29 protein-coding genes are annotated in these 21,944 nt (G+C 40.8%); 21 read left to right on the plus strand and 8 right to left on the minus strand.

All coding sequences use genetic code 11. The features are described from left to right. The 4 genes from AC1DYB_RS28640 to AC1DYB_RS28655 form a co-directional block, all read left to right on the plus strand. Positions 1–1,251: MFS transporter (locus AC1DYB_RS28640; RefSeq protein WP_477440101.1), on the plus strand; the 1,251-nt coding region annotated here is incomplete at its 5' end. A 1-nt stretch (position 1,252) separates the two neighbouring features. Beyond that, a complete protein-coding gene (locus AC1DYB_RS28645; RefSeq protein ID WP_477440103.1) occupies positions 1,253–2,146 on the plus strand; it encodes an ROK family protein in 894 nt (297 codons plus the stop codon). A gap of 339 nt (positions 2,147–2,485) precedes the next feature. Next, positions 2,486–2,752, plus strand: a complete 267-nt coding sequence (locus AC1DYB_RS28650) for a hypothetical protein (protein ID WP_477440105.1) — start codon at positions 2,486–2,488, stop codon at positions 2,750–2,752. Next, positions 2,749–3,204 (plus strand): hypothetical protein, encoded by a 456-nt coding sequence (locus AC1DYB_RS28655; protein WP_477440107.1) that lies wholly within the window; start codon positions 2,749–2,751, stop codon positions 3,202–3,204. Before AC1DYB_RS28650 ends, AC1DYB_RS28655 begins: the two co-directional genes overlap by 4 nt. A gap of 48 nt (positions 3,205–3,252) precedes the next feature. Here the strand turns inward: AC1DYB_RS28655 and AC1DYB_RS28660 are convergent, their stop codons facing one another. Continuing rightward, on the minus strand, positions 3,253–3,762 hold the full coding sequence (locus AC1DYB_RS28660) for a peptide-methionine (S)-S-oxide reductase (RefSeq protein WP_477440109.1): 510 nt from the start codon (positions 3,760–3,762) through the stop codon (positions 3,253–3,255). Between the two features lie 864 nt (positions 3,763–4,626). Between AC1DYB_RS28660 and AC1DYB_RS28665 the strand changes: the two genes are divergently transcribed. The 8 genes from AC1DYB_RS28665 to AC1DYB_RS28700 all read left to right on the plus strand — a co-directional run bounded on the left by AC1DYB_RS28665 (position 4,627) and on the right by AC1DYB_RS28700 (position 9,665). Beyond that, positions 4,627–4,860 carry a hypothetical protein gene (locus AC1DYB_RS28665; protein WP_477440111.1) on the plus strand — a complete coding sequence of 78 codons (234 nt, stop codon included), beginning with the start codon at positions 4,627–4,629 and terminating at the stop codon, positions 4,858–4,860. A gap of 104 nt (positions 4,861–4,964) precedes the next feature. Then, positions 4,965–5,246, plus strand: a complete 282-nt coding sequence (locus AC1DYB_RS28670; RefSeq protein WP_477440113.1) for a hypothetical protein — start codon at positions 4,965–4,967, stop codon at positions 5,244–5,246. A gap of 549 nt (positions 5,247–5,795) precedes the next feature. Then, positions 5,796–6,119 (plus strand): hypothetical protein, encoded by a 324-nt coding sequence (locus tag AC1DYB_RS28675; RefSeq protein WP_477440115.1) that lies wholly within the window; start codon positions 5,796–5,798, stop codon positions 6,117–6,119. Between the two features lie 3 nt (positions 6,120–6,122). Continuing rightward, on the plus strand, positions 6,123–6,512 hold the full coding sequence (locus AC1DYB_RS28680; protein ID WP_477440117.1) for a hypothetical protein: 390 nt from the start codon (positions 6,123–6,125) through the stop codon (positions 6,510–6,512). Between the two features lie 429 nt (positions 6,513–6,941). After that, positions 6,942–7,142 carry a hypothetical protein gene (locus AC1DYB_RS28685; RefSeq protein ID WP_477440119.1) on the plus strand — a complete coding sequence of 67 codons (201 nt, stop codon included), beginning with the start codon at positions 6,942–6,944 and terminating at the stop codon, positions 7,140–7,142. Between the two features lie 111 nt (positions 7,143–7,253). After that, complete coding sequence (locus AC1DYB_RS28690) at positions 7,254–7,436, plus strand: phosphoenolpyruvate carboxykinase (ATP) (protein WP_477440121.1); 183 nt, start codon at positions 7,254–7,256, stop codon at positions 7,434–7,436. Positions 7,437–7,493: 57 nt separating this feature from the next. Then, positions 7,494–8,090 carry a hypothetical protein gene (locus tag AC1DYB_RS28695; RefSeq protein ID WP_477440123.1) on the plus strand — a complete coding sequence of 199 codons (597 nt, stop codon included), beginning with the start codon at positions 7,494–7,496 and terminating at the stop codon, positions 8,088–8,090. A gap of 33 nt (positions 8,091–8,123) precedes the next feature. After that, a complete protein-coding gene (locus AC1DYB_RS28700; protein WP_477440125.1) occupies positions 8,124–9,665 on the plus strand; it encodes an IS630 family transposase in 1,542 nt (513 codons plus the stop codon). 585 nt (positions 9,666–10,250) lie between these two features. Here AC1DYB_RS28700 and AC1DYB_RS28705 read toward each other — a convergent pair. The 7 genes from AC1DYB_RS28705 to AC1DYB_RS28735 form a co-directional block, all read right to left on the minus strand. After that, positions 10,251–11,702 carry an ATP-binding protein gene (locus AC1DYB_RS28705; RefSeq protein WP_477440127.1) on the minus strand — a complete coding sequence of 484 codons (1,452 nt, stop codon included), beginning with the start codon at positions 11,700–11,702 and terminating at the stop codon, positions 10,251–10,253. Next, on the minus strand, positions 11,692–12,513 hold the full coding sequence (locus tag AC1DYB_RS28710) for an alpha/beta fold hydrolase (protein WP_477440129.1): 822 nt from the start codon (positions 12,511–12,513) through the stop codon (positions 11,692–11,694). Before AC1DYB_RS28710 ends, AC1DYB_RS28705 begins: the two co-directional genes overlap by 11 nt. 42 nt (positions 12,514–12,555) lie before the next feature. Next, complete coding sequence (locus AC1DYB_RS28715) at positions 12,556–12,930, minus strand: response regulator (protein ID WP_477440131.1); 375 nt, start codon at positions 12,928–12,930, stop codon at positions 12,556–12,558. 192 nt (positions 12,931–13,122) lie between these two features. After that, on the minus strand, positions 13,123–13,284 hold the full coding sequence (locus tag AC1DYB_RS28720) for a hypothetical protein (RefSeq protein WP_477440133.1): 162 nt from the start codon (positions 13,282–13,284) through the stop codon (positions 13,123–13,125). A gap of 19 nt (positions 13,285–13,303) precedes the next feature. Continuing rightward, positions 13,304–13,627 (minus strand): hypothetical protein, encoded by a 324-nt coding sequence (locus tag AC1DYB_RS28725; RefSeq protein ID WP_477440135.1) that lies wholly within the window; start codon positions 13,625–13,627, stop codon positions 13,304–13,306. Positions 13,628–13,680: 53 nt separating this feature from the next. Beyond that, complete coding sequence (locus AC1DYB_RS28730; RefSeq protein ID WP_477440137.1) at positions 13,681–14,274, minus strand: cupin domain-containing protein; 594 nt, start codon at positions 14,272–14,274, stop codon at positions 13,681–13,683. Positions 14,275–14,360: 86 nt separating this feature from the next. Beyond that, complete coding sequence (locus tag AC1DYB_RS28735; RefSeq protein WP_477440139.1) at positions 14,361–14,744, minus strand: Arm DNA-binding domain-containing protein; 384 nt, start codon at positions 14,742–14,744, stop codon at positions 14,361–14,363. 409 nt (positions 14,745–15,153) lie between these two features. Here AC1DYB_RS28735 and AC1DYB_RS28740 point away from each other — a divergent pair, with 409 nt between their 5' ends. The 9 genes from AC1DYB_RS28740 to AC1DYB_RS28780 all read left to right on the plus strand — a co-directional run bounded on the left by AC1DYB_RS28740 (position 15,154) and on the right by AC1DYB_RS28780 (position 21,944). After that, positions 15,154–15,483: a helix-turn-helix domain-containing protein gene (locus AC1DYB_RS28740; RefSeq protein WP_477440141.1), complete on the plus strand. Its 330-nt coding sequence runs from the start codon at positions 15,154–15,156 to the stop codon at positions 15,481–15,483. Continuing rightward, positions 15,480–15,797: a hypothetical protein gene (locus AC1DYB_RS28745; protein WP_477440143.1), complete on the plus strand. Its 318-nt coding sequence runs from the start codon at positions 15,480–15,482 to the stop codon at positions 15,795–15,797. Before AC1DYB_RS28740 ends, AC1DYB_RS28745 begins: the two co-directional genes overlap by 4 nt. Before the next feature lie 175 nt (positions 15,798–15,972). After that, positions 15,973–16,386 carry a plasmid mobilization protein gene (locus AC1DYB_RS28750; RefSeq protein WP_477440145.1) on the plus strand — a complete coding sequence of 138 codons (414 nt, stop codon included), beginning with the start codon at positions 15,973–15,975 and terminating at the stop codon, positions 16,384–16,386. Positions 16,387–16,415: 29 nt separating this feature from the next. After that, positions 16,416–17,612 carry a relaxase/mobilization nuclease domain-containing protein gene (locus AC1DYB_RS28755; protein WP_477440147.1) on the plus strand — a complete coding sequence of 399 codons (1,197 nt, stop codon included), beginning with the start codon at positions 16,416–16,418 and terminating at the stop codon, positions 17,610–17,612. A 10-nt stretch (positions 17,613–17,622) separates the two neighbouring features. Continuing rightward, complete coding sequence (gene mobC / locus AC1DYB_RS28760) at positions 17,623–19,569, plus strand: conjugal transfer protein MobC (RefSeq protein ID WP_477440149.1); 1,947 nt, start codon at positions 17,623–17,625, stop codon at positions 19,567–19,569. A gap of 123 nt (positions 19,570–19,692) precedes the next feature. Beyond that, complete coding sequence (locus tag AC1DYB_RS28765; RefSeq protein WP_477440151.1) at positions 19,693–20,559, plus strand: RteC domain-containing protein; 867 nt, start codon at positions 19,693–19,695, stop codon at positions 20,557–20,559. 151 nt (positions 20,560–20,710) lie between these two features. After that, on the plus strand, positions 20,711–21,250 hold the full coding sequence (locus AC1DYB_RS28770; protein WP_477440153.1) for a hypothetical protein: 540 nt from the start codon (positions 20,711–20,713) through the stop codon (positions 21,248–21,250). A gap of 28 nt (positions 21,251–21,278) precedes the next feature. Further along, a complete protein-coding gene (locus AC1DYB_RS28775; RefSeq protein ID WP_477440155.1) occupies positions 21,279–21,617 on the plus strand; it encodes a DUF4134 domain-containing protein in 339 nt (112 codons plus the stop codon). Between the two features lie 12 nt (positions 21,618–21,629). Continuing rightward, a complete protein-coding gene (locus tag AC1DYB_RS28780; protein WP_477440157.1) occupies positions 21,630–21,944 on the plus strand; it encodes a DUF4133 domain-containing protein in 315 nt (104 codons plus the stop codon).

Here is a 21,944-nt window from a genome sequence, read left to right on the forward strand (position 1 = left end):
TTCATGAAACGTAACTACTACATCGTAGCATTAATCATGCTCAGCTTTTTTGTTATCTCTTTTCTCACCAACGTTATTGGTGCCCTAAATCCCGATTTCATAAAGGGTTTTCACCTGAGCCTAACGCTGGCAGCTTTCTTACCATTTGCCTTTTTTATAGCCTACGGTTTGGTTTCTATCCCCACSGGGATGTTGCTGGAGAAGTACAAGGAAAAGAAGATAATGATTGCCGGGTTTATCGTATCCTTTTTAGGTTCGCTGCTACTGGCCATGGTGCCCAAYTATTTGAGCGCTATTATTTCGTTGTTCCTGATTGGCTCKGGCATGGCYATGYTGCAGGTGGTGATCAATCCTTTGCTGCGTACATCCGGCGGAGAGGAACATTATGCATTTAACTCCGTACTGGCYCAGCTCATATTCGGMGCGGCATCTTTTCTAAGTCCGATGGTGTATTCCTATTTTGCACTTCACCTGAATGATGCGGGCAACACTGGCTTTATGGCTTATTTTCATACCATAGTGCCCTCCAATTTGCCCTGGATCTCGCTTTACTGGATATTTGCCGTGATTTCTTTGGTGATGATCGTGATCATCAGGTTTTCAAAATTCCCAGTAGTAGCGCTGAAGGCGGATGAAGAGGTAGGGCCGATCAAAACACATATTACGCTTTTTAGAAAGCCGGTAGTCGTATTGTTTTTTATAGCCATGATCTGCTATGTGGGCACCGAGCAGGGTATAGCCAATTGGATATCAAAATTTTTAGAAACCTATCATGGCTTTGATCCGCAAACCAAAGGGGCCGATACGGTTGCCTATTTTTGGGGATTGATGACTGCAGGAGGCGTTGTCGGTTTGTTTTTGCTGAAAGTATTGGATAGCCGTAAAGTGTTAATAGGGTTTACGGTTGCGGCATTAATTTGCCTCACMGCYGCTCTTTTTGGCCCGGCTAAGGTTTCATTAATTGCCTTTCCGYTGGTAGGTTTTTTTGCATCRGTAATGTATCCTGTTATTTTTTCGCTGGCACTTAATTCTATAGATGAACATCACGGTTCATTTGCCGGTATTATGGTTACRGGCATTATTGGCGGYGCCATTGTTCCGTTGATCATCGGTGGGTTGGGTGATTTCCTGGGCCTGCGTACAGGGATGCTGTTCYTATACMTTACCATGGGCTATATTTTAAGCATCGGTTTTTGGGCAAAACCACTAATTACTAATCAAACCGTGTTCGACAAAAAAGATAAAGCATAAGATGAAGGATATTAAAGTTATAGGAATAGATCTTGGCGCTACAAACATACGCGGGGCGGTAGTAACGGGARATGCCYTATCTGAYATTGTTTCGGCACGTATCCATAGTGATGGTTCTGTTGAGGATGTGTTGAATGATATTTACCAGGTGGTGGATGCTTTGATAGATGATTCGGTAAAAGCTATAGGCATCGGTGTACCCAGCGTAGTGGATGTAGCGGAGGGTATTGTTTATGACGTGCTGTATATTCCCTCGTGGATAGAAGTGCCTTTGAAAAAATTAATGGAGGCACGCTATCATGTCCCCGTTTTTGTAAATAACGATGCCAATTGCTTTGCCGTAGGCGAGTATCATTTTGGAAAAGGCAACGGGGTTGATTCTATGATCGGTTTAACACTGGGTACTGGTTTGGGTGCCGGTGTAATCATTAATAATAAGCTGTATGCTGGGTACAATTGCGGGGCGGGGGAGTTTGGCTTATTCAATTATCTGGATAACATACTGGAGTACTATTGCAGCGGCTCTTTCTTTCAAAATGTGTACCAGTTGGATGGTATACAGGTTTTCGAGGATGCAAAAAAAAGCGATGCCCGGGCATTGGCCTTATACGCAGAATTGGGCACACATATAGGCCATGCCATTAAAATGGTGATGTATGCCTATGACCCACAATTGATCATTTTGGGCGGATCGGTGCGGCATGCTTATGATTTCTTCCAGGAAAATATGTGGCAGCAGATTAAAACCTTTGCCTATACCAAATCGGCAGAGCGGATCAGGATAGAAATATCTGCCTTAGAAAATAGCGGTATTTTGGGCGCAGCGGCATTGTATTATGATGCAACCAATAAAAAAGGAACGGATCCGCCCTTCAACCAGTGTGAAGATACCTGACGGTCAGCAGGTTGAAGGGCTTTGCAGTTTACGAGACAGGTTAAGCATTTTGCTTTCCAACTCAGCCGTAAAGATCAATGCCCCGAAAGGTGGGACCCATGTGAATAGGAAAGGCAGCACAGTTCCCAACCAGATCACTGCAGATGATAACGATTACGCGCGAGGGTCGCTGAGATCTTCAAAAATTGATGCTTACGCTCGCATGATGCCGGCCGGGCATATCGGACATAATAAGGTCTTGGTTTATGAAGATAAGATGCCGCAGGCGAGGCCCGGGCTGTGCTGTTCGGTTCAACGAACTGGGCACCGACCGGACTTTGTACCCAAACCAATAATACCATGGTCATTGAAGATGTTGAATTTGCAAATCGATACCGTGGTTACTGGCAAGCTTTAAAAGCGGACAAGCTTGAGGCGCAAGGCAAGAAAACAGCTCTCCAAGGCAAAACTTTTAGGACATCGAACAACCTGTATAACAACTCGATCACCATCAGCCAGAGCAAACGCATGATTCGGCTGAAAGGTGTGTTCTTGCAGGGGAGAAGCAGCGCTATAACGGCTACTTTTACGACACGCTTCGCGATGAATCATCGGACGCCCAATTGACCCTGATCATTCCTGCGCTCATCCGGAACGAGCTTCAGCCCAATAAAACCATTACTGTGAATGGCTTTATTACTAAACGCGTGATGAACAGCTCGGGCGGCATCCAAATCCAGCTTACTGTAACCGAGCTGGTCGAGCAAACACAAAATAAATACTCCGAAGATTGCCTCGCCAAGATTACCCTGTTGCAAGCCAAAGCCTCAACCGGGTTCAAAGATGTCCAAGGGTTTATTAAAAGCGGGATTGTGACCGAAAAGCCCTTTAAGATCGCGGTCATCATCGGCAAAAGCGAAATAATTGATAACGATATCAAGCACCAGCTGAAAGGAGTAGAGCAATTGAAAGCCGGTGCTGAGCAACTTCAGAACGAGAAACTGACCTTGCTGAATGAACAGATCTCCGCATTTAATGCGGAGGTAAAAACGTTAGAAAAGAAACCTGCGGTAAATTGAGGATATATCATTGCAGCTATCGCGATCGGCTTGATTATCGGGTACTTGCTAAAGGGTAGATAAATGCGCTTTCTGTTCCGGTGCGACGTGCTTTTCGAATTTAGCTAATAATTCTTTCAATTTTGGATCCACAACATTCCGGCAGAATGGCTTGGAGGGGTCTTTGTAATAATAGTCGAGGTAGCTTTCTTCGTTCAACCTGAAGATTTGAAAGGACAAAACCTCGGTGACAATGGGCTGCTCAAAGTCAGTCTGCAAGGTTTTAATTGCAGAGGCAGCTTCAATAGCTTGCTTGTCGTTGAACGCATAAACCGCGGACCTGTATTTGCCACGCATGCTGTGTTCGACAGTGCAGCTATGCGTATGCAGATGGATAGTAATCAATGCCTGTAAATTTATCTCCGTCTCGTTAAAGCTGACGATGACAGCTTCTGATGGCGTAGTATTTTCACCATCAGAGGAGATCCAACCCTGCTCAACTTTAGTCACCCCTTTGAGCGAGCGAAAGATTGCTTCAGTACACCAGTGACAGGAGCCGCCAAACCCAATTTTTTGCATGCTTCAAATTTATACGTACTTTACCAGTTTTATTTGATAGATAAGAATCGCCAAAAAAGAAAAAGATAGACTTTTATAAAAAAAAAATAATAAACCTTACCCTTGTCGTACTGCCATCAATAACAGTAACGGCTTCTACTGAAGGAGGCTAAGTAATACCTAAAAAGAAGTTGCCGCCTGTTAGCCCATTGCCAAAGCAAGATATTACCTATCATAACCTGATAAGCAGCTAAATGTTTGAGCGGGAATTGTACTTCCCACAAACCGAAATATTGAAAAATTTTCAACTTTCGGCGAAGAACTTAAAAGCTCTCTTTTTAATAAATTACCTCCCGGTGTTGAGTAATCTTATCCCTTATGGAATTACTATTCCATCACGGCGAAGTACCGCCTAAAGACAGATATTGACGCTCTGATGGTTCAATTAAAAATACCTGTTAGAACTGTACGTGCTTAATGCCCGTCCGGGGTTGATAAATCTTTTAATAAATCCTTTGACCTATATTAAAGTGTATTATTGATTAATTGAACGGTTTTCGATTTAGGCGGTTTCAAGAAATTTGAATTATACCAATAGAAAACATCTAAACATCCTGTACAGATATATCTATGATATAGCAAATAGGTATCGCTTATAGATTCATATTTAGGGATACGTATAACGTTTGGCGAATGACATTCAAAGCAAGGTATTGGCATAATTGGTTATAATTGGTAATGCAATATATCATCTGTATTTGCTATTATTAAGTTAAAAAAAACATTGCGTATCGAAACGGGAATAAGTGAGTAATCATTTAAACCCATTGTGACCTGTAGCCACCGCTACGGGGTTTTTTATGTCAAAAATTTATTTTTAGAAAAATGAATAAAACGGGGCGTTTAAAATTTTACTGTAGTATTTATAATAAAGAAGCAAATATTATGAGCCTAATTGAAATCAAAAACCACCTCATTGTTCAGACCCCAACCGGGGCTTATTTGGTGAATAAAAAAGAAATGACAGTACAATCCATTGAACCGGAACTGTACACCCTAATGATAGGGATTACCTTATTGAGCGAAGAAATAAAGGGGTTAGTACAATGGAATTATTAAGTGATTACGACAAAACAGAATTAAGGGGTAGAGGTTATATACAAAAACTTTACCCTAACCAAAATTGGGGTTATTCATCCTTATGAGAAAAAGCATCTTGGGATGTGAGCGGTCAAACCCAAAACGGAGCATTCCTTGGTGAAATCAAAATCAGGTACAATAATCACGATGATTACGATACCGGTTTTTTGGAAGTGTTGAAGTTTGAAAAGCTTAAAGAGTTGCCAGAGCAGAACGGAAACCTGCCAGTCTTTTATTTTAACGTGTACAGAGATAAGACATTGGTGTACAACCTGAGTAAACTACCTATAAACAGCTATCAGGTTAAAGATATCTGGTGTCGCAAAACATCAGAAGAAGATAGGGGGGAGTGTATAAACCGATGATGCACCTGCCTATAAAAGGTGCCAGTTCCATTAAGGCGTTTGGTTATCAAAGATTGAAGAAAGTGATTTAATGGTGCCAACAACAATTTTAATAGCTATTGGGTAAACGGCTTGCTAATTAACCCGTTTTACCTCTGGATTTTAGAAAAACTATATTTAGATTATAGAAGCCCTTCAACTGTCCACTCTGCTTAGGGTGGTGGTTTGGGGTAATTTGGATAGTGATACAAGCCTTTACTGGGGCTTTTACACTTCAACTGGTCTAAGTGCCATTAGCAGCATCTTCCTTAGCTGTAGCCTTTAACAGGTGCTTTGAAAGCCAGCCTGTACGCATTAAATAACCGGGGTGGATATAAAACAACAAGCAAATAAAATTATAACAGGATAAGACTAAGGAAGAGCCAATTCGTGCATTTGTTGTCAAACGTGATATAACGTCCAAACAGTAAAGGACAGATTATTTAGACAGGCAGTCTACAATTAAACAATTTTTATTGTTGCTTGATTGTTAAGTGGTTAAGAATTATATTTATTGATTATTTAAATCATATGGACTTAGACCTCTATATCCCGGTAGTATTAGTTTTCCTGATGAAAATGTTTTGTTTTTTGTTAGGGTATTTAACAATCAGGTTGGGGTATAAGTTAATTAACAGTGGGGTTAAGGGTGAATTTAAATTTTCTGGTGAGTATCACGGAATAAAAGGTGGGTTAATTAGTTCTTCACCCGGTTTGTTATTTGTCTTATTAGGTATATTGATTATTGGATATGCTATAGGGGTAAAAAAAACATATGATATTTCACAAAGTTCTGGTTCAAAGGGGAGAATTTACGTTCCTCCAAAACCACCTGAATTTGATTCAATACCTTGACATATGAAAAATTTTTGGTTTTTAATATTACTGAGTTCCAATTTGATTTGGCAAACATCAGACTATAAACAATTGTATAAAGAAGGGTTTAATAGTTACAAAAAAGGTGATTATTTAACTGGTGCTGCATTACTAAAATCATCTTATAAGTTAAAGCCACACTTTAAAACAGCTTATTATATTGCAGTTTGTTATTCTAATGCTTTTAATGAACAACGGAATAAAGAAGGTCAAACATCCTCATATATTGATAGTTGTTTCAAGTACATTGATATAGTTGATAAGGAAAAAAGTAATGCATCTAAACCATATAAAGAAGAATGTAAAAAAATGTATACTTCGCTTAAAAATATCTCGGATGAAATAAAACGTAGTGGTGGTACTATGAATTAATAATTGAATTTAGAAAAGATTACACCATTATAAAGTTGAGTTAACCGTTGATGATGTTCAGGCCATCGGTGAAAGGATAGATGAACAGTTGAAACCAAAAGTATGAGCGAAGAAAGTAATTTCGAGAAAGTAAGGATTTATCTAAAACAGGAGTTAGCAGAACCTTTTAACAAGTTAATAACTGTTAAGAATTCAGTAATTATTATCTCGATGCCACAAAGCATTATTTTCAATGAAGGTTATACCAAACTATATTCATTAATTGAAGTAAGTAATCATAGGATAAGAAACCGTGAGTTTGATTTGAATTTTACCAGCTGGTCACCTAATCAGTTACGGGGCTTTGTAATTTATAGGTAATATAAATTTAACCGTAAATTAATAACAAATCAATATTGAGCTTGTTTTTGGTACATATCTCACCTGAATATGAGCCTGAAATTAAGAATATTACAAAATAAACTTACTAAAAATGAAATTTTAAAAGGAAAGCGCCTCCAATTTATTCCGTTAGAATCTTCTTTGAATTCAGAATGGATATTCATCATTGATGGAGAAATAAGAAATATAGAACACTATTTAACTCCTGAGGAAATTGAATTGTTGAATGAAAGCAAAAAAGAAATTTAAATAAAAAAAGCCGTTTTTAAGGGGATTTAAGAAGTAAATATTAAAAAAACAATATGGTTATTTCTGAGTTTTGTTGGTAGTTATTTTGAATAGGGTTGTTCATAACTAAAAATGCAGAAGCTTGCGGTCGTAACAGACGTAAGCTTTTTTCATTATAAAGTGATCAGCCTAACGGAAGCTCATGAGCCGGATATTTATAACGCGATCAGGGACGGCGCTCTTGTTGTAAATACCGGCTTTAAAGATGGATCAAACGAAATAGATTTTGCATGCAATAAGGTTACCGAAATGTGATGAAAATACTAAAAATATTAGCAATTCAAAAGTCCTTTGCTTACCTTTGCTGTAAGCATGAATACCCAGCCCTCATATCTGATCCTTACCGCCTTTGCCGGCCTTGCCGGCGCACTGCTCACCCAGCTCCTGACCGGGCTGTTTAGCTATATCAATGACCGCCGCAAACAAAAGACCGAGGTTCAGACACTTTATCGCGGTAAGAAAGTAGAGATCGGGGAGAATTTTTACTTTATAAACGGGGAACTGATGACCATGATCAAAAAGAACATTGCTTACTGGCGAAACCGCAGGGACGACCGCAGCGATACCACACTGGGTTTCCTGCGGCAGGAAATGGACCGCCTGGATACTTACCAGGCCAAATTGCAGGCCGAGAACTGGAAGTATAACCTGATCGGTATTTACTATACCATACCCTACAGTTTCCAAGCCATGCTGGAAGATAGCCAGCGCTCACACGAACTTTACCTGGAAGTGCTCGATTACTCCGAGCGGATCAAGCTGGCGCTGCCCGCCGAAAAGGAGGATTTCTTCCAGGACTACCAGGAGATTATCGCGACTCTCTGCGCACATTACGAGCGCGTCTATGCACAGATGGAGGATAATATGGGGGCGGTAAAAAATGCCATGCTCGCAGATTTCGGGGCCTGAACATTTCGGATCCCAGCTTGTTATATTCCTGTCATGCGCCGCCACCAGATCCCACAGGTCAAAATAAACACCCTGCGCAAACGCTTTATCGAAGGCCGTTTCCACAGCCACCTTCTGGCCCGCGAGCTGAAGCTATCCAGCATTACGACCTGGCGCTACGGACGGGAATTCGAAAAGATCAAAGCGCTTTACCCGGAAAAATTAGCCGATATGGATTTCTATATGCCTGAACCGGCCAGATCCCATCGCCTGACCCCGCTCTATGTCCAGCTGATAAAGGTACTGCCTGGCCTGGTGTCGGCAGAAAAACCGGGTACCCCGGCCAAACCGGTTTGGCGCAAATACCGCGAGCTTTGCCCGGAGGGTTATTCCTACTTTCCGTTCAAAGATATTTATTACAGCTGGGTCGCGGAGCATCCGTTACCGCCGCCGCGTTTGCTCAGGGAAATTTCCGAAGCGGACATGGCTGTGCTGGATAAATGGCGGCATTCGAATGACCACCGGCACTGGCAGATCGCGGTCACGCTGCGCATGGCGCTGACGGATACGAACGTGAGCCGCATCATGGAGAAAGTGGAGGCCGAAAGGAAAACGGTTACCGGGTGGCTGGCAGCTTACCGGGCCAAAGGGCTGCAGGGTTTTGAAAAACCGGCCAGGCAAACACCAAAAGTCGTGCGGAAACGAATGCAGGACCGTAAAGCAAAACTGGTTAAATTGCTGCACGAATCGCCGAAGCTGTATGGACTGAACCGGACCAGCTGGACGATCACCGCGCTGACCGCGGTTTACCATACCTTGTACCTCGAGCAGGTTTCCTATATGCAAGTCTCCAACACGTTGAAGCAGATGGGCTACCGCTATAAAAAGTCACGGGATAGGCTGACCAGCCAGGACCCCAAATTCAGGGAAAAGATCCGGTACATCCAGCATATCCTGCAAAAGCTCGGTCCGAAGGAAAAGTTCTTTTCTATCGATGAATACGGCCCGGTCGGGATCAAGGTCAAGGGCGGCCGGACACTCCGGCAACAGGCGGAAGCGCCTGTCGCCATCCCGGAAAAACAGCGAAGTAAAGGGATCATGATCTGCACCGCGGCACTGGAGCTTTCCACCAACCAGGTGAGCCATTTCTTTTCGTTAAAAAAGAACACGTTTGAAATGATCAAACTCATCGCTTTACTGTTAACTCAATACCGGGAGGAGAATCGGTTGTACCTATGCTGGGACGCGGTCAGCTGGCATCACTCGGCCATCCTGCTCCGTTATATCAAAGATCATAACGATAGGAGAGAAGGTCCGGAGATCATCCTGGCGCCGCTGCCTTCCTGTACGCAGTTCCTGAACGTGATCGAATCGGTGTTCTGTGGGCTTGCGAGGGCGGTCATCCATAACAGCGATTACCCGGACGTTGCCGCCTGCCAGCAGGCGATCAGCCTTCATTTCCAAACCCGCAACCAATATTTCCTTACCCATCCCAAACGAGCGGGACGGAAGATCTGGGGAAAAGAACTGGTGGCGCCGCGCTTCAGCGAAACGCAGCATACAAAGAAAAGGAATGCGATGCGGGGAGCGCGGTAGTGTTCGAGGGCTTTATCCTAAATCGGTGATCGCCTATGATAGGGTCCTACGGGTGTTCAGGGCCAACACTGGGATCATGCCGATGTGGAATCAACTGATCAGTTTTGGTGCGCGTATTTGATGCGTATATTATCCGTCATCGGCTTAAGCCTTCGTTCGGGGTGAACAGGGTCGAACCCTGGCCCGGTATAAAATTCGACATGGTTATTGAGTTTGAGATACCAGACTTTTCGGTCCGAATTAGGTGTTAACGTATCCGGCCGGACATTCCGTCATACTTGACCATGCTGTTCCATGCGAATTAGATCAATGAGTTGTGTTGTTGAATAAAAGTTTCAAAAATTTTAAATCAGCTATTTAACATGGTCAAAGTGTAACGGAACACCCTGAACTCTTTTTCCAGGACGCGGTGATCAATGGTTCCGGAATGTCCAGCCATAGCATTTTACACACTCGAATTTACTGTTACAAATATGTCATAATCCATTTCGAAGGATTGATAAATTATCCAACATGTCCTTGGAAATCGACCGACAAAATGATTGGTGGGAAATTATAATTTTAAGAATGGAAATATACTGATTATCAGCCTGGTAAGCTAAACCAAAAAGTACTGCCTTCACCGGGAATGCTTCGAGCGCCAATTTCACCACCATGCCTTTTGATAATCTCTGCGCAGATAAAAAGCCCAAGACCCAAACCTGAATACTTACTACCCTTGTTTTCTACTTGATAATAACGATCGAAAAGATGGGGTATTTTCTCTTCAGCGATGCCGGGACCTTTGTCGGTCACTTCGACCAATATGTTAGGGCCAAGAAATTTTAAATTGATCACGATCTGTTTACTATCGGGGGCGTATTTAATCGCGTTGGTTATAAAATTGGTCACTACCTGTTCGATCCGTCCTTCGTCGGCAAACACCTGTAAAGTATTATCTCCCTCAGTGATGATCTCGTAACGTTGATCGATCCGGATATGGTGTACACAATCGCCGATGACTTCGGCCAAGTTGAAAAGCGATTTATTCAGATGCAAATGGCCTTGGTTCATCTGACTGGCATTCAGCAGATCAACTACCAATGCGTTCACCTTATCGATATTCCGGTTCGCCTTTTCGATCAAACCCGGTACCATTTTGTTGGATGGATCATGCTTCAGTCTATCGAGCAATTGCAACACTGCTTTTAAACTGGTGATCGGGGTTTTTAACTCATGGCTGGCAATGCTGATGAATTCATCCTTTTTCTTTAAAGCCATGACATGGTCGTTGATATTTGCGCAGGAGCCAAACCAGTTGGTCATGTTTCCATCCTCGTCCAGAAATAAAGCGGATTTCAATAAATGCCATTCATAGATTCCTTCACGGTTGATCAGCCTGATCTCTTTTTGTAAATTTTCACCTGTCTCAATGCACTTGTACCAAACTTGCAGCAGATCTCTCAGGTCATCTTTATGGATTTTGGAAAGCACAAAAGAAGAACGGGTATCTTCGCCGGTACAATTAAAATATTGGCAGAACCGGGCATTCACATAATCTATATTTCCTTTTTCGGTTGCCGTCCAGATGATCTCAGGTACCAGATCTGCCATAAACTGCAAACGCTTTTTCTCACTTTCAGCCACTCTTTTGGAACGCAGCAGCTCCTTTTCGTAATTCTTCCGTTCGGTAGTATTTGTTAAAACAGCATTGATAGCCTGCATTTTGCCATCCTTACCTAACAGGGTTGAAGCGTTTAACAGCACGGCTATTAGGGAACCATCTTTCCGCAGGATCTCATAACTAAATTCCTTGACCGCTTTATTCATACTGGCCACCGGCCAAAAGAACATTTCAAAGTGCATCTGCCCGCCCTTAGCAAGTAAAGTAGCAAACCTTCTACCAAGCAGTTCCTTTTCCTCATAACCGAGCCAATTCAGTAAGGTCAAATTGATCTTGATAATATTTCCATCTGAAGAGAGGGAAAAATAGCCACAAGGAGCATTTTGGTATAACTGCTCCGAGTCAATGAGCCGGGTCAGCAAATCATTTTCCATCTTCATTATTATTGAGATAGGCCTTTATGGCCTTTATCGTTTCGCCAGGCGCGCTGATATGCGGACAATGCCCGGTCGCATTGAGTAATACAAATTCATTGCCGGGTGTATGCTCATGAAAGTACTTGCCAACCTCTAAAGGCGCGATCACATCTTCGGAACATTGCAGGGTTAGACTTTTCACCTTTAACTTGGATAGATCATCGCGGTTATCTGAAAAGAACGTTACCCTTGCAAAATCACGGGCAATATCAGGATCGGTGGAACAAAAACTATCGGTCAGGAATTCACCTAATTCCGGCCTGTCAGGATTGGCCATAATAGCCGGAGCCATAGCGCTTGACCAGCCCAGGTAATTGCTGTCCATAAATTCGAAAAGATTTTCCAGGTCCGGTCTTTCAAAACCACCATGATAATCAGGCGTATTCAGATAGCGCGGCGAAGGGCCGATAAAAACCATTTTGGAGAAATATTCCGGATGCCGCACTGCGGCCAGTAAACCAACCATGCTACTTACCGAATGGCCGACAAATATCGCATTCTTTAAATCGAGCGCTTTACACACATCCAGCAGATCCTGAACATAACCTTCCAGACTTTTATATTTCTCGGATCGATATTGGCTGATATCTGATAGCCCTGAACCGGTATAATCAAACAGGACGACTTTATAATCGTGGGTAAAAGCGTCAACAACATACTTCCATGCCCGCTGATCGCATCCAAATCCATGCGCGAAAAGCATCACCTGCTCACCGTCACCGGTTAGTTTTACATTATTACGCTTAAAAACTGTGTCGGCTATAATCATCAGGAGAACAGGATTGGTTAAAGGTAGCAAATCGATCTTAATTTAACACCAACTGCTCACCATGCTGGACAATTGTTCGATATCAAACGGTTTGCTCAGGTAATCATTAGCACCGCATTCTTTACAAACCTGTTTAATATCCCGCTCAGCTGATAATAGAATAATGGGGATATGGCAGGTCGCAGGCTGCGATTTCAAACGCGTGCATATCTCTGCACCTTCCCGGCCCAGCGTCGAAAGTCTTAGATCCAATAAGATCAAATCAGGTTTCATTTCCGAAAGTTCCCAACTTTCAGAACCGGTCTCGGATAACACAACATTGTAACCCTCTTCACAAAAAATAAGGTCCAGTATTTGCAAAATATCAACGTCATCTTCTATGATCAATAGTTTTTTTTGTCTCGTACCGTCCTCCATGGTTTTTACATGGCAATAATCGCTCCTGTTCTGATTGAATTAAAAAGTCACTAAATAATATGAATGATTAGGCCTCAGCATACAATCATTAGGATTTAGCGTACACTATAGTCAACACTAAATCGTAAAAAAAAGCCTTCCGGAGGAAAGCTTTTCATGGGTGGATGTTTGTTTTATAGTTGATGTATCTGATCAGGCAGTCATACCGGTAAATCCGAGTTGATAAGCCTGGTTATTTTTAATGAATTGTTTGCTGGTATCTTTGAAAGCATCGCTGTTTCGTTTTAAAATTGCCGCGATCATTTTCTCGACGATATTCAAAGTTTTAATCGGGTATAATAGAATAACTTTCATGCTTGTTATTTTACAAGTTTCAGGCCGGTTTTAATCCGAGATCTGCTTCTTTACTCAGTTGCAGTTTATTAATTTCCATTTGTTGCCGTGCTAAGCTTTTCGCAATGGCTAACATCCAGGTCAACAGCGGTGATTGCTGCTCATTATATTGGTCAGCGGTATCCCAAATTTGTAAGATCGTTTTTTCCAGTAAGGGGTCGGATAATACCCTTTCCTGAACAATGCGAAAGATCGCCAACCCTAATACTGCGGAATATTGATCGTACAGCGCTTCAGCACCAGCCCTTGTTTTGGATCGGATAAGCAATAGTAGTTCAGCAGGACTAAGTAGCGCTTGTGGCATTCAGGGTGAGATAAATAACAATGTATGAAATTATAGCGATAAGTATGCCAGCTTTAAACTGCGAACTTGTGTTGCAATATAGCGACCACGTAGGGTGAATCGATCCGGATGTCGTGGTTGGTATGCAGCGGAATATCTAAGTGGTCGCCAGCATTTAGGGTAATCATTGCTGTTCCGACCGTACAGGTGCAGGTACCCTTTAAGATAAAGAAGCTTTCAGCTACTACTTCGTGAACTTCTTCGGGTACATTCAGTTTGGTGACGACCAGAGTTTGGGCGATCCTTTCATTTTGCTGTAAAGTATGCGCAAAAAAATCTTCAAAGGGCTCGGCCGGGATGAGGTGTTCCACCGCTTTTAGCCAGTTTTCATAATTTGAATATTTGCTGGTCGAGGGTAAATGATCCAGATCGATGATTTCTTCAACCAGATCGATAGCGGCCATAATTCTGTTTTTTAATTGCGGGCAGGGGCTTATCCCCTGAATCTTGGACAGCTTTTCCAAAGCCAGCTCAATTTCGTTCAGTTCCTGACGGATCTTAGGATGAGCGACCCACAAAGCACTGATTTCGTTTCCAAGTTCGGTGTTCTCTAACTCGAAACAATAGTGCTCCAGATTACCGCTTTCAATATAGGCTTGAATATCCATCAGCCACAAAGATAGCTAACGAATTGTAAGCCACGGATAATTCTTTGCGAATTGTTACAACCAGGAGATATAATGGCTAATTCTCGTTAACCTCTGCATATAGCTGGCAGCAGGCATAATTTACAGTTTGCGCTGAAAACTATCATCTTTGGTTTTTCAATATTGCCATTTAAGATATCTTTGATACTTTGTGCGGTAATGATACTGTCTGAATAATTCACAATCCGTTTTAAATGAAAAACATGTTGTTCAAAGGAATCCAGGTATTGATTTAATTCCTTACTTGCTTCCTTTGTACCGATAGCCCGCCCTGTCCGGGCATTCCACCTCGACTGTTCACACCTGCGCTTGGTGGAAAGCTCCACCGCTTTACCATCTACGGTAATTTTCAGGTAAATGACTCTGTTGTCCTCTTGTTTGTTTTTGGGTTGCTTTAAAAAGAATAATAACCCAAACGTTTTTTCTAACATAACACATCAATAAAGTTAAACAAAAATACGTTTCAGCCATATGTTGCACAAGATGCGCGTTTCTAGAACATGCTGTAATTTAAATATTTATAAGCTATTCGTAGCGTTTTTTTTAGTGGTTTTTTGAAAGGACGCGACGAATGACGCAATAGAGTTTTGCGATTATTTGCGAGTTTTGGCAGGTATGTAAAAGAAAAAGCCCCTTAATTGCGAAATTAAGGGGCTTTTGACACTTTTGTTAATGTAATAAGCGGAGAGCTAGGGATTCGAACCTTTGGACCTTGAGGTTTGTATTGTTAAATTGAATGTTGGAATGATCTACATTGAAAATAAAAACACCTACCTCATACGTAAGTTGTGAAAAAAATATTTCACCCTTTCTCACATTTGCTATACTAAATTTGAAGCTATGGCAAATACAAATGAACACGAAAATGACTTTCCTAGAGTTCACCGCGATCAGCTGATCACCGTGCAGGACTTGATTGATTTTAAACAACAGCTTATTGTTGACATTAAGAAGCTGCTGAAAGAACAAACAGGACATCCCGGCCATCAATGGCTGAAAGCCTTTGAGATTAAAAAAATGCTGCGGCTCTCCGAAAGTAAGTTGCAATACTTGCGGGACAAAGGGGTAATTCCTTTCAAAAAATTAGGTGGGGTTACTTACTATAACCTCGAAGAAATTGAAAGCCTGATGCACTCCGGCAAGTCGAACGACCAAATGAACATGGCATGAAGCGTAAGGCAAAAAGGGTTATTCAAAAAGAATGTGAACCCCACCAGGAAGAGCTCAAAAACTATCTGGATAACTTCAATGGTTTTGGAGAAAATATCCCGCCGGATAGAACTATTGTTGCCATCTATTTTGACCAAAAAGATCTGCCGGAGTGTGCCGATAATTTCTTTACAGAGCAGGAATTATCGCAATGGAAAACGATTAAAGGTGTGCCGATTCGGAATTGGAAAGTCGTTGCTACCGAATGGATATTTAACTACCGGCAAACAATAAAACGGAAATTGAGAATGTCGCCGTTTTGCAGCCAGTCTTGATAAATTACTGATGATCAATAAATCCGAATGGAGGACCTTGAAAAGGGACGAGATTGCCACTTTATAGCAATCAGCAAGATGTACGTTTGTATTACAAACGAAATCTTGCCCTCCCTTCCGAAGTCAGTCCGGGACATGGAAAAATACTCCGAAGTCGAATTTTTAAAGTGTTCAGATGATGGAAAATAAAGAAGAAAAGCGGTCAAAAATATTGCTAACGAGGTTAAAGCCCGCGGAGTTTACGCTGATTGATAATCGGTTCAAGAAGACCAGATTTAGAAGGCTCAGCGAGTACACCAGGAGCGTTTTGCTCGAAAGACCGATAACAGTAATCTATCGTGATAAGTCGATGGACGAGGTTTTGGATGAACTAATTTTACTGCGCAAAGAACTCAATGCCATTGGTAATAATTTGAACCAGGCGGTACGAAATATTAATTGTGCGCAGGGTTATGCAGACACACGCTTATGGGTCAATTTGCTTAGCGTAATCAATAGCAAACTGGAGCCATCTATCATCCAGATCAAAGACCGGATGAATAACTATGCAGATTTATGGTCGCAAAAATTAAGAGCGGGAAAAGCATAATTGGTGCCTTGAATTACAATGAAATTAAGGTGCGAAATAATAGAGCCCAATTCATTGACGCAGCCGGCTATTTTAAAGATTTGCAGGATCTGAATTTTAATGACAAGCTTTTTAGGTTAACAGATTTGGCATCAGGTAATGAAAGAACCAAAACGAATGCCGTTCACATATCTTTGAATTTTGCAAATGGAGAGGATTTTGAAATTTCATTTCTTCAGCAAATTATTGGGGATTATATGGAGCAGATCGGTTTCGGAAACCAACCTTACCTGGTCTACAAACATTTGGATGCAAGTCACCCGCATGTACATGTTGTTACTACTAATATCCAAACATCAGGGGAAAGAATAAGCTTGCATTTATTGGGAAAGACTAAATCAGAAAGTGCCAGGAAAGCCATTGAAATTAAATATGATTTGCAACGGGCAGGCAACAAACCGGACGGTGAAATGGTGCTGGAACGTATCAATTTAAAGCAAGTAGAATATGGTAAGGATGAAACTAAAAGAGCGATTACCAATGTTGTCAATGAGGTAATGAAAAGCTACAGATTTACCAGTATTTCTGAAATGAATGCTGTGCTCAATCAATTTAATGTTACCGCTGATATGGGATCAAAAGATTCCAGGATGTATGAAAAGCACGGATTGGTTTATTGGGTAATTGATAAAAAGGGCAACAAACTTGGGGTGCCCATAAAAGCAAGTAGCATTTATGGGAAACCAACTTTAAAAACTTTGGAAGGCCGTTTCAGGCTAAATGAGGTATTGCGAAAACCATTAAAAGAACAATTGAAAAATGCAATTGATGGGGTGTTGAATAAGCCACGTTCAAAGGTTGAATTTCAAAAAGCATTGCATGATAAAGGAATACAAGTAGTGTTCAGACAAAACGACGATGGGCGGTTATATGGGGTGACATTTGTAGATCACAATTCAAAGTCGGTGTTCAAAGGAAGTGATTTAGGTAAACAATATAGTGCCGCTATGCTCGCCGAAAGGTTTATAAATGCGGGAATTCAAGATAAGGCATCAATCAAAAAGGTAAATAATGCGGAGGTTAGCAACATCAGAAAAGTTAACTTTTTTTCAGGCAATACAGCCGGAGAAAATAGCGGAGGTTCTTTACTTCAGGCACTGTTCAAAGAGGAACAACAGGACATGGCCGCTATCAGCAGATTAAAACAAAATACACGAAAGAAGAAACGAAAAGGTCATTCATTTTAATTTATAGTTTATGCAAACCGGAGAAAATGAACAAGCCCTTAGAAAGATCATTGACTTTACAAGGTTGTTGAGTTTAGCGATATTGATCGTGCACTTTTACTTATCATGCTACCCGGAATTTAAGGCCAGGGGATTAACAACACCGATTGTCAATCATGTTTTACTACCGTTAACTAAAATGGTAATATTTAGAACCGTCATATATGCAAAAATATCTGCTCTTGCATTTTTGCTAATTTCGCTAATAGGAAGTAAAGGAAAAAAAGACGAAACGATACAGGGCAAAACAATCGTTGCCTATTGTATTTCAGGTCTAATAATTTACTTTTTTAGCAACTTTATATTAGGATTTCATTATCCATTTAATACCATAGCGTTGCTTTACATCAGCTTAACCTCTTTAGGCTATTTGATGATATTGTCTGGCGGAAGCCTGCTATTCAGAATGATTAAAATAAACATGGGCAATGACATCTTTAACAAGGACAATGAATCGTTCCCTCAGGAAGAGCGGCTTCTAGAAAATGAATATTCCATCAATCTCCCGGCAGTTTATAACTTTAAAGGAAAATTCCGTAAAAGTTGGATTAATATTATCAATCCGTTCAGGGGAACATTAATAGGGGGTAGTCCTGGTTCCGGTAAATCATATTTTGTTATCCGCCATATCATTCAGCAGCATATCCAAAAAGGGTTTACCATGTTGGTTTACGACTTCAAGTATGATGACCTAACCAAAATTGTTTACAATTCTTTATTGAGGTATGGAGATTCATATAAAATCAAGCCGGTTCAATACATTATCAATCTGGAACAGATCATGCACCGGGCTAATCCATTGGAACCACAAACCATGATGGACATTACCGATGCAATAGATTCCAGCCGTACTATTATGCTCGGCCTTAACCGCGAGTGGATAAAAAAACAGGGAGACTTCTTTGTCGAATCACCGATCAACTTTATAACCGCCATTATGTGGTTTTTAAAAAAATACGAGGATGGGCGCTATTGTACCCTTCCGCACGTCATAGAACTGGCGCAGGTTGATTATAAAGAACTTTTTGCAGTGTTATTACAAGAGCCGGAAATTGAAGTGCTGATCAATCCTTTTGTGTCTGCCTGGAAAAATGAAGCCTACGAACAACTGGAAGGGCAAATAGCAAGTGCAAAAATCAGTCTTGCCCGTTTATCATCTCCGCATTTGTATTATGTTTTAAGTGGTAACGATTTCTCACTCGATATTAATAATCCCCAGGAACCGAAGATCGTTTGTTTAGCGAACAATCCTCAAAAGTCACAGGTTTATGGAGCCGTATTATCATTATACATCAACCGCATAAACAAATTAGTGAACCGCAAGAATCAGCAAAAGTGCAGTATGATATTTGACGAGTTTCCTACCATTTACTTTAACGGCATTGACAATCTCATCGCAACAGCGCGATCAAACAAAGTTGCAGTAACATTGGCTGTTCAGGATTACAGCCAGTTAAAAAAGGACTATGGCCGTGAACAGGCTGAAGTTATTTTAAATATAGTAGGAAATGTTGTTTTTGGGCAGGTGACCGGCGACACGGCGAAGCAGTTGTCGGAACGCTTTGGAAAGATCAACCAGACAAAGGAAAGTGTCTCAATCAATAGTCAGGATACCTCCATCACGAAATCGGTTCAATTGGATTACGCTATACCAGCTTCCAAAATTTCCGCCTTGTCATCGGGCGAGTTTGTGGGAATGGTTGCTGATGACCCAGATAATAAAATTGATCTTAAAATTTTTCATAATGCGATTCAAAATGATCATGTGGCTTTAAAGAAGGAAGAATCTGAATATTTTCCAATACCGAATGTCCGTCAGGCAGACCAGGACCGTATTCTAATGAACTATCAACAGATTAAAAACGACATCAAGACGATTCTTTCCAATATTATTATATGTAAAAATAATAATACATAGTTAAATTATATCGCTCAAAATTAAGGTGTTAGGAAATGTCAGGTGTTTTAGTTAATGATGTTGTAACATCAAATTAACATTTTACGTAGTATTAAAAACCTAAATTACCTAACATCCACGCTTATGAAAACATTTGCAGAGCGTTTCTACAGCGCCTTGGAAAATCAGCTTGCCGAAGTTACTTTGAACGAGGACTCTTTAACTGAACAATATCGTTCCTCCATACTGCTTTGCAAAAAAGCTATGGCCAAATTGAAAAACTATATTTCAAGTTACTCTTTTGAAAACACCGAGGAAGAAATCCATTTCTTTAAAAATGTTAAGCCTCAATTTTATAGCAAATACATCTATTTCATTAGCATTTATAATTTTCTGGTACAGCAGCCACTCGGCGGCGACGAAATATTAAAAGATTATATCAATTTTCAACTGACCGACGTAAAGCGCTTTTTCGACCATAACCAGGCTTTTTACCAGTATTATCGTTCAGGATCTACACAAATGGACGCAGTATATTTTACCCGTGGTCGATTTGATGTATTGGCAGAACTGGAAGATTTTGAAGAGGATGAATTATATTCTACCAGTCATGACTACAAGTTGTCTAAGATTATGGCCAATGAGCGGTTCCAGGAGTTTTTAAATTTGCATTTATCTAAAATCATCCATCACGACAATATGGTATTTGAGGAAGCGATTGACCTCCCATTTACATGGACAGCTAGTAAGACCGACCTTGTAGAACTGATTTACGCTTTAGTGGCTTTGGGAGTATTTAACAGCGGCAATATTGAGGTTAAAGCGTTGATGAATTTCTTTCAAACTGTATTTCATGTGGATTTGGGATCATATTATCATAAATACGCAGATATTTCACGACGGAAAAAGGAACGAACATCTTTTTTGGACAAATTGAAATTGGCGCTGCTCCGAAAAATCGAAGATAAGTTTGACGCGGAAGGTTCTCATCAGCATTCTATTAAATTTTAGTAATTTTAAATATTTGTAATTAGCTGGTTATAAGGGTATTAAAAAATAAAATACCTAACTTGGGTACAAGGTGTGAAGTATGTTTTTATATAACCTCAACCTTTGCTTTACGGATTGCCGCATGGGGCGGTGATTTTTAAATCAAAGCAATATGTTGTCTTCATTCTCCTGGCAGCACTATCTGGTCGCCATCATTATCTTAACGGTTTCTTATTACAGTTACGTAATACTTCGCTATTACCAAAAAGAAATCTCCAACCTGTTTAACCGCAAACAGAACAACGCCAATTTATTTTCGAATGCTTCGGAACTAACGACTAATGTTATGGGTGCAGCTAAAATGGATAATGGCGTATCTGTCTCAAATTCAGAAGAGTTGAATTTTGGGGAGTCATCACCCGATGACGTTGAGCCGAATTCGTCTATAGAGGAATCCCCGTTTTTAAAAAATGAAATTCATAATTCGCCAGCTCAGGAGTTAGAAGCCGAGGCAGGGAACTTGATTGCAGCCTTTCTGGAAATTGACAATAAGCCTGAATTTATATCCCTGCTGAGAATTTTGATAGACTCTTACAAAAGGTTTAAGGACGATATTGATTTACCGGCCACCTTAAACAGGATCGTTGAAATCTCCAAAGAAAGATTAATGTTCCCTATGTCTTTAACAGATCTGCAAGGATGCTGGGCTTAATTATATTTTTCACATTTAATTTAACATTATGAAAATTCAAAAATTTAGAACCCGTATAAGCGCGGTAAGTTTTATCAGGCAGGTACTGGTTACATTCACCCTGATATTGATTAGCCTGTCACTGTATGCGCAGGATGGTAATTCAGGCATAACCGCAGCGACCACACAAGTCAAAAGTTATTTTACTACAGGCACTAGTTTAATGTATGCCATTGGAGCGATTGTAGGGTTAGTCGGCGCGATTAAAGTTTTTAAGAAATGGAACGATGGCGAGCATGATACAGGTAAAGTTGCATCCAGTTGGTTTGGTAGCTGTATTTTCCTGGTTGTCGTTGCAACTGTCCTAAAATCATTTTTCGGAGTTTAATTATTTACAGTTATGGCATTATATCAAATTAATAAAGGCATCAATAAGCCAATCGAGTTTAAAGGATTAAAAGCTCAATACATCGGTTATCTGGCAGGTGGGCTTATCTTTTTATTGATAGGCTTTGCAATCATTTATTTGCTTGGCGTGCCTGTCCATTACTGCATTATGATTATTGCAGGATTAGGGAGCACGTTATTTTTTCAGGTTTTCAGATTAAGCCATAAATACGGCGAGCATGGCCTGATGAAAAAATCAGCAAAACGTTACCTGCCGAACCATTTGAAATTTACGACCCGAAAGATTTTTTTAAAATTAAAAAAATAG

This window comes from Mucilaginibacter sp. P2_A4 (assembly GCF_056405015.1).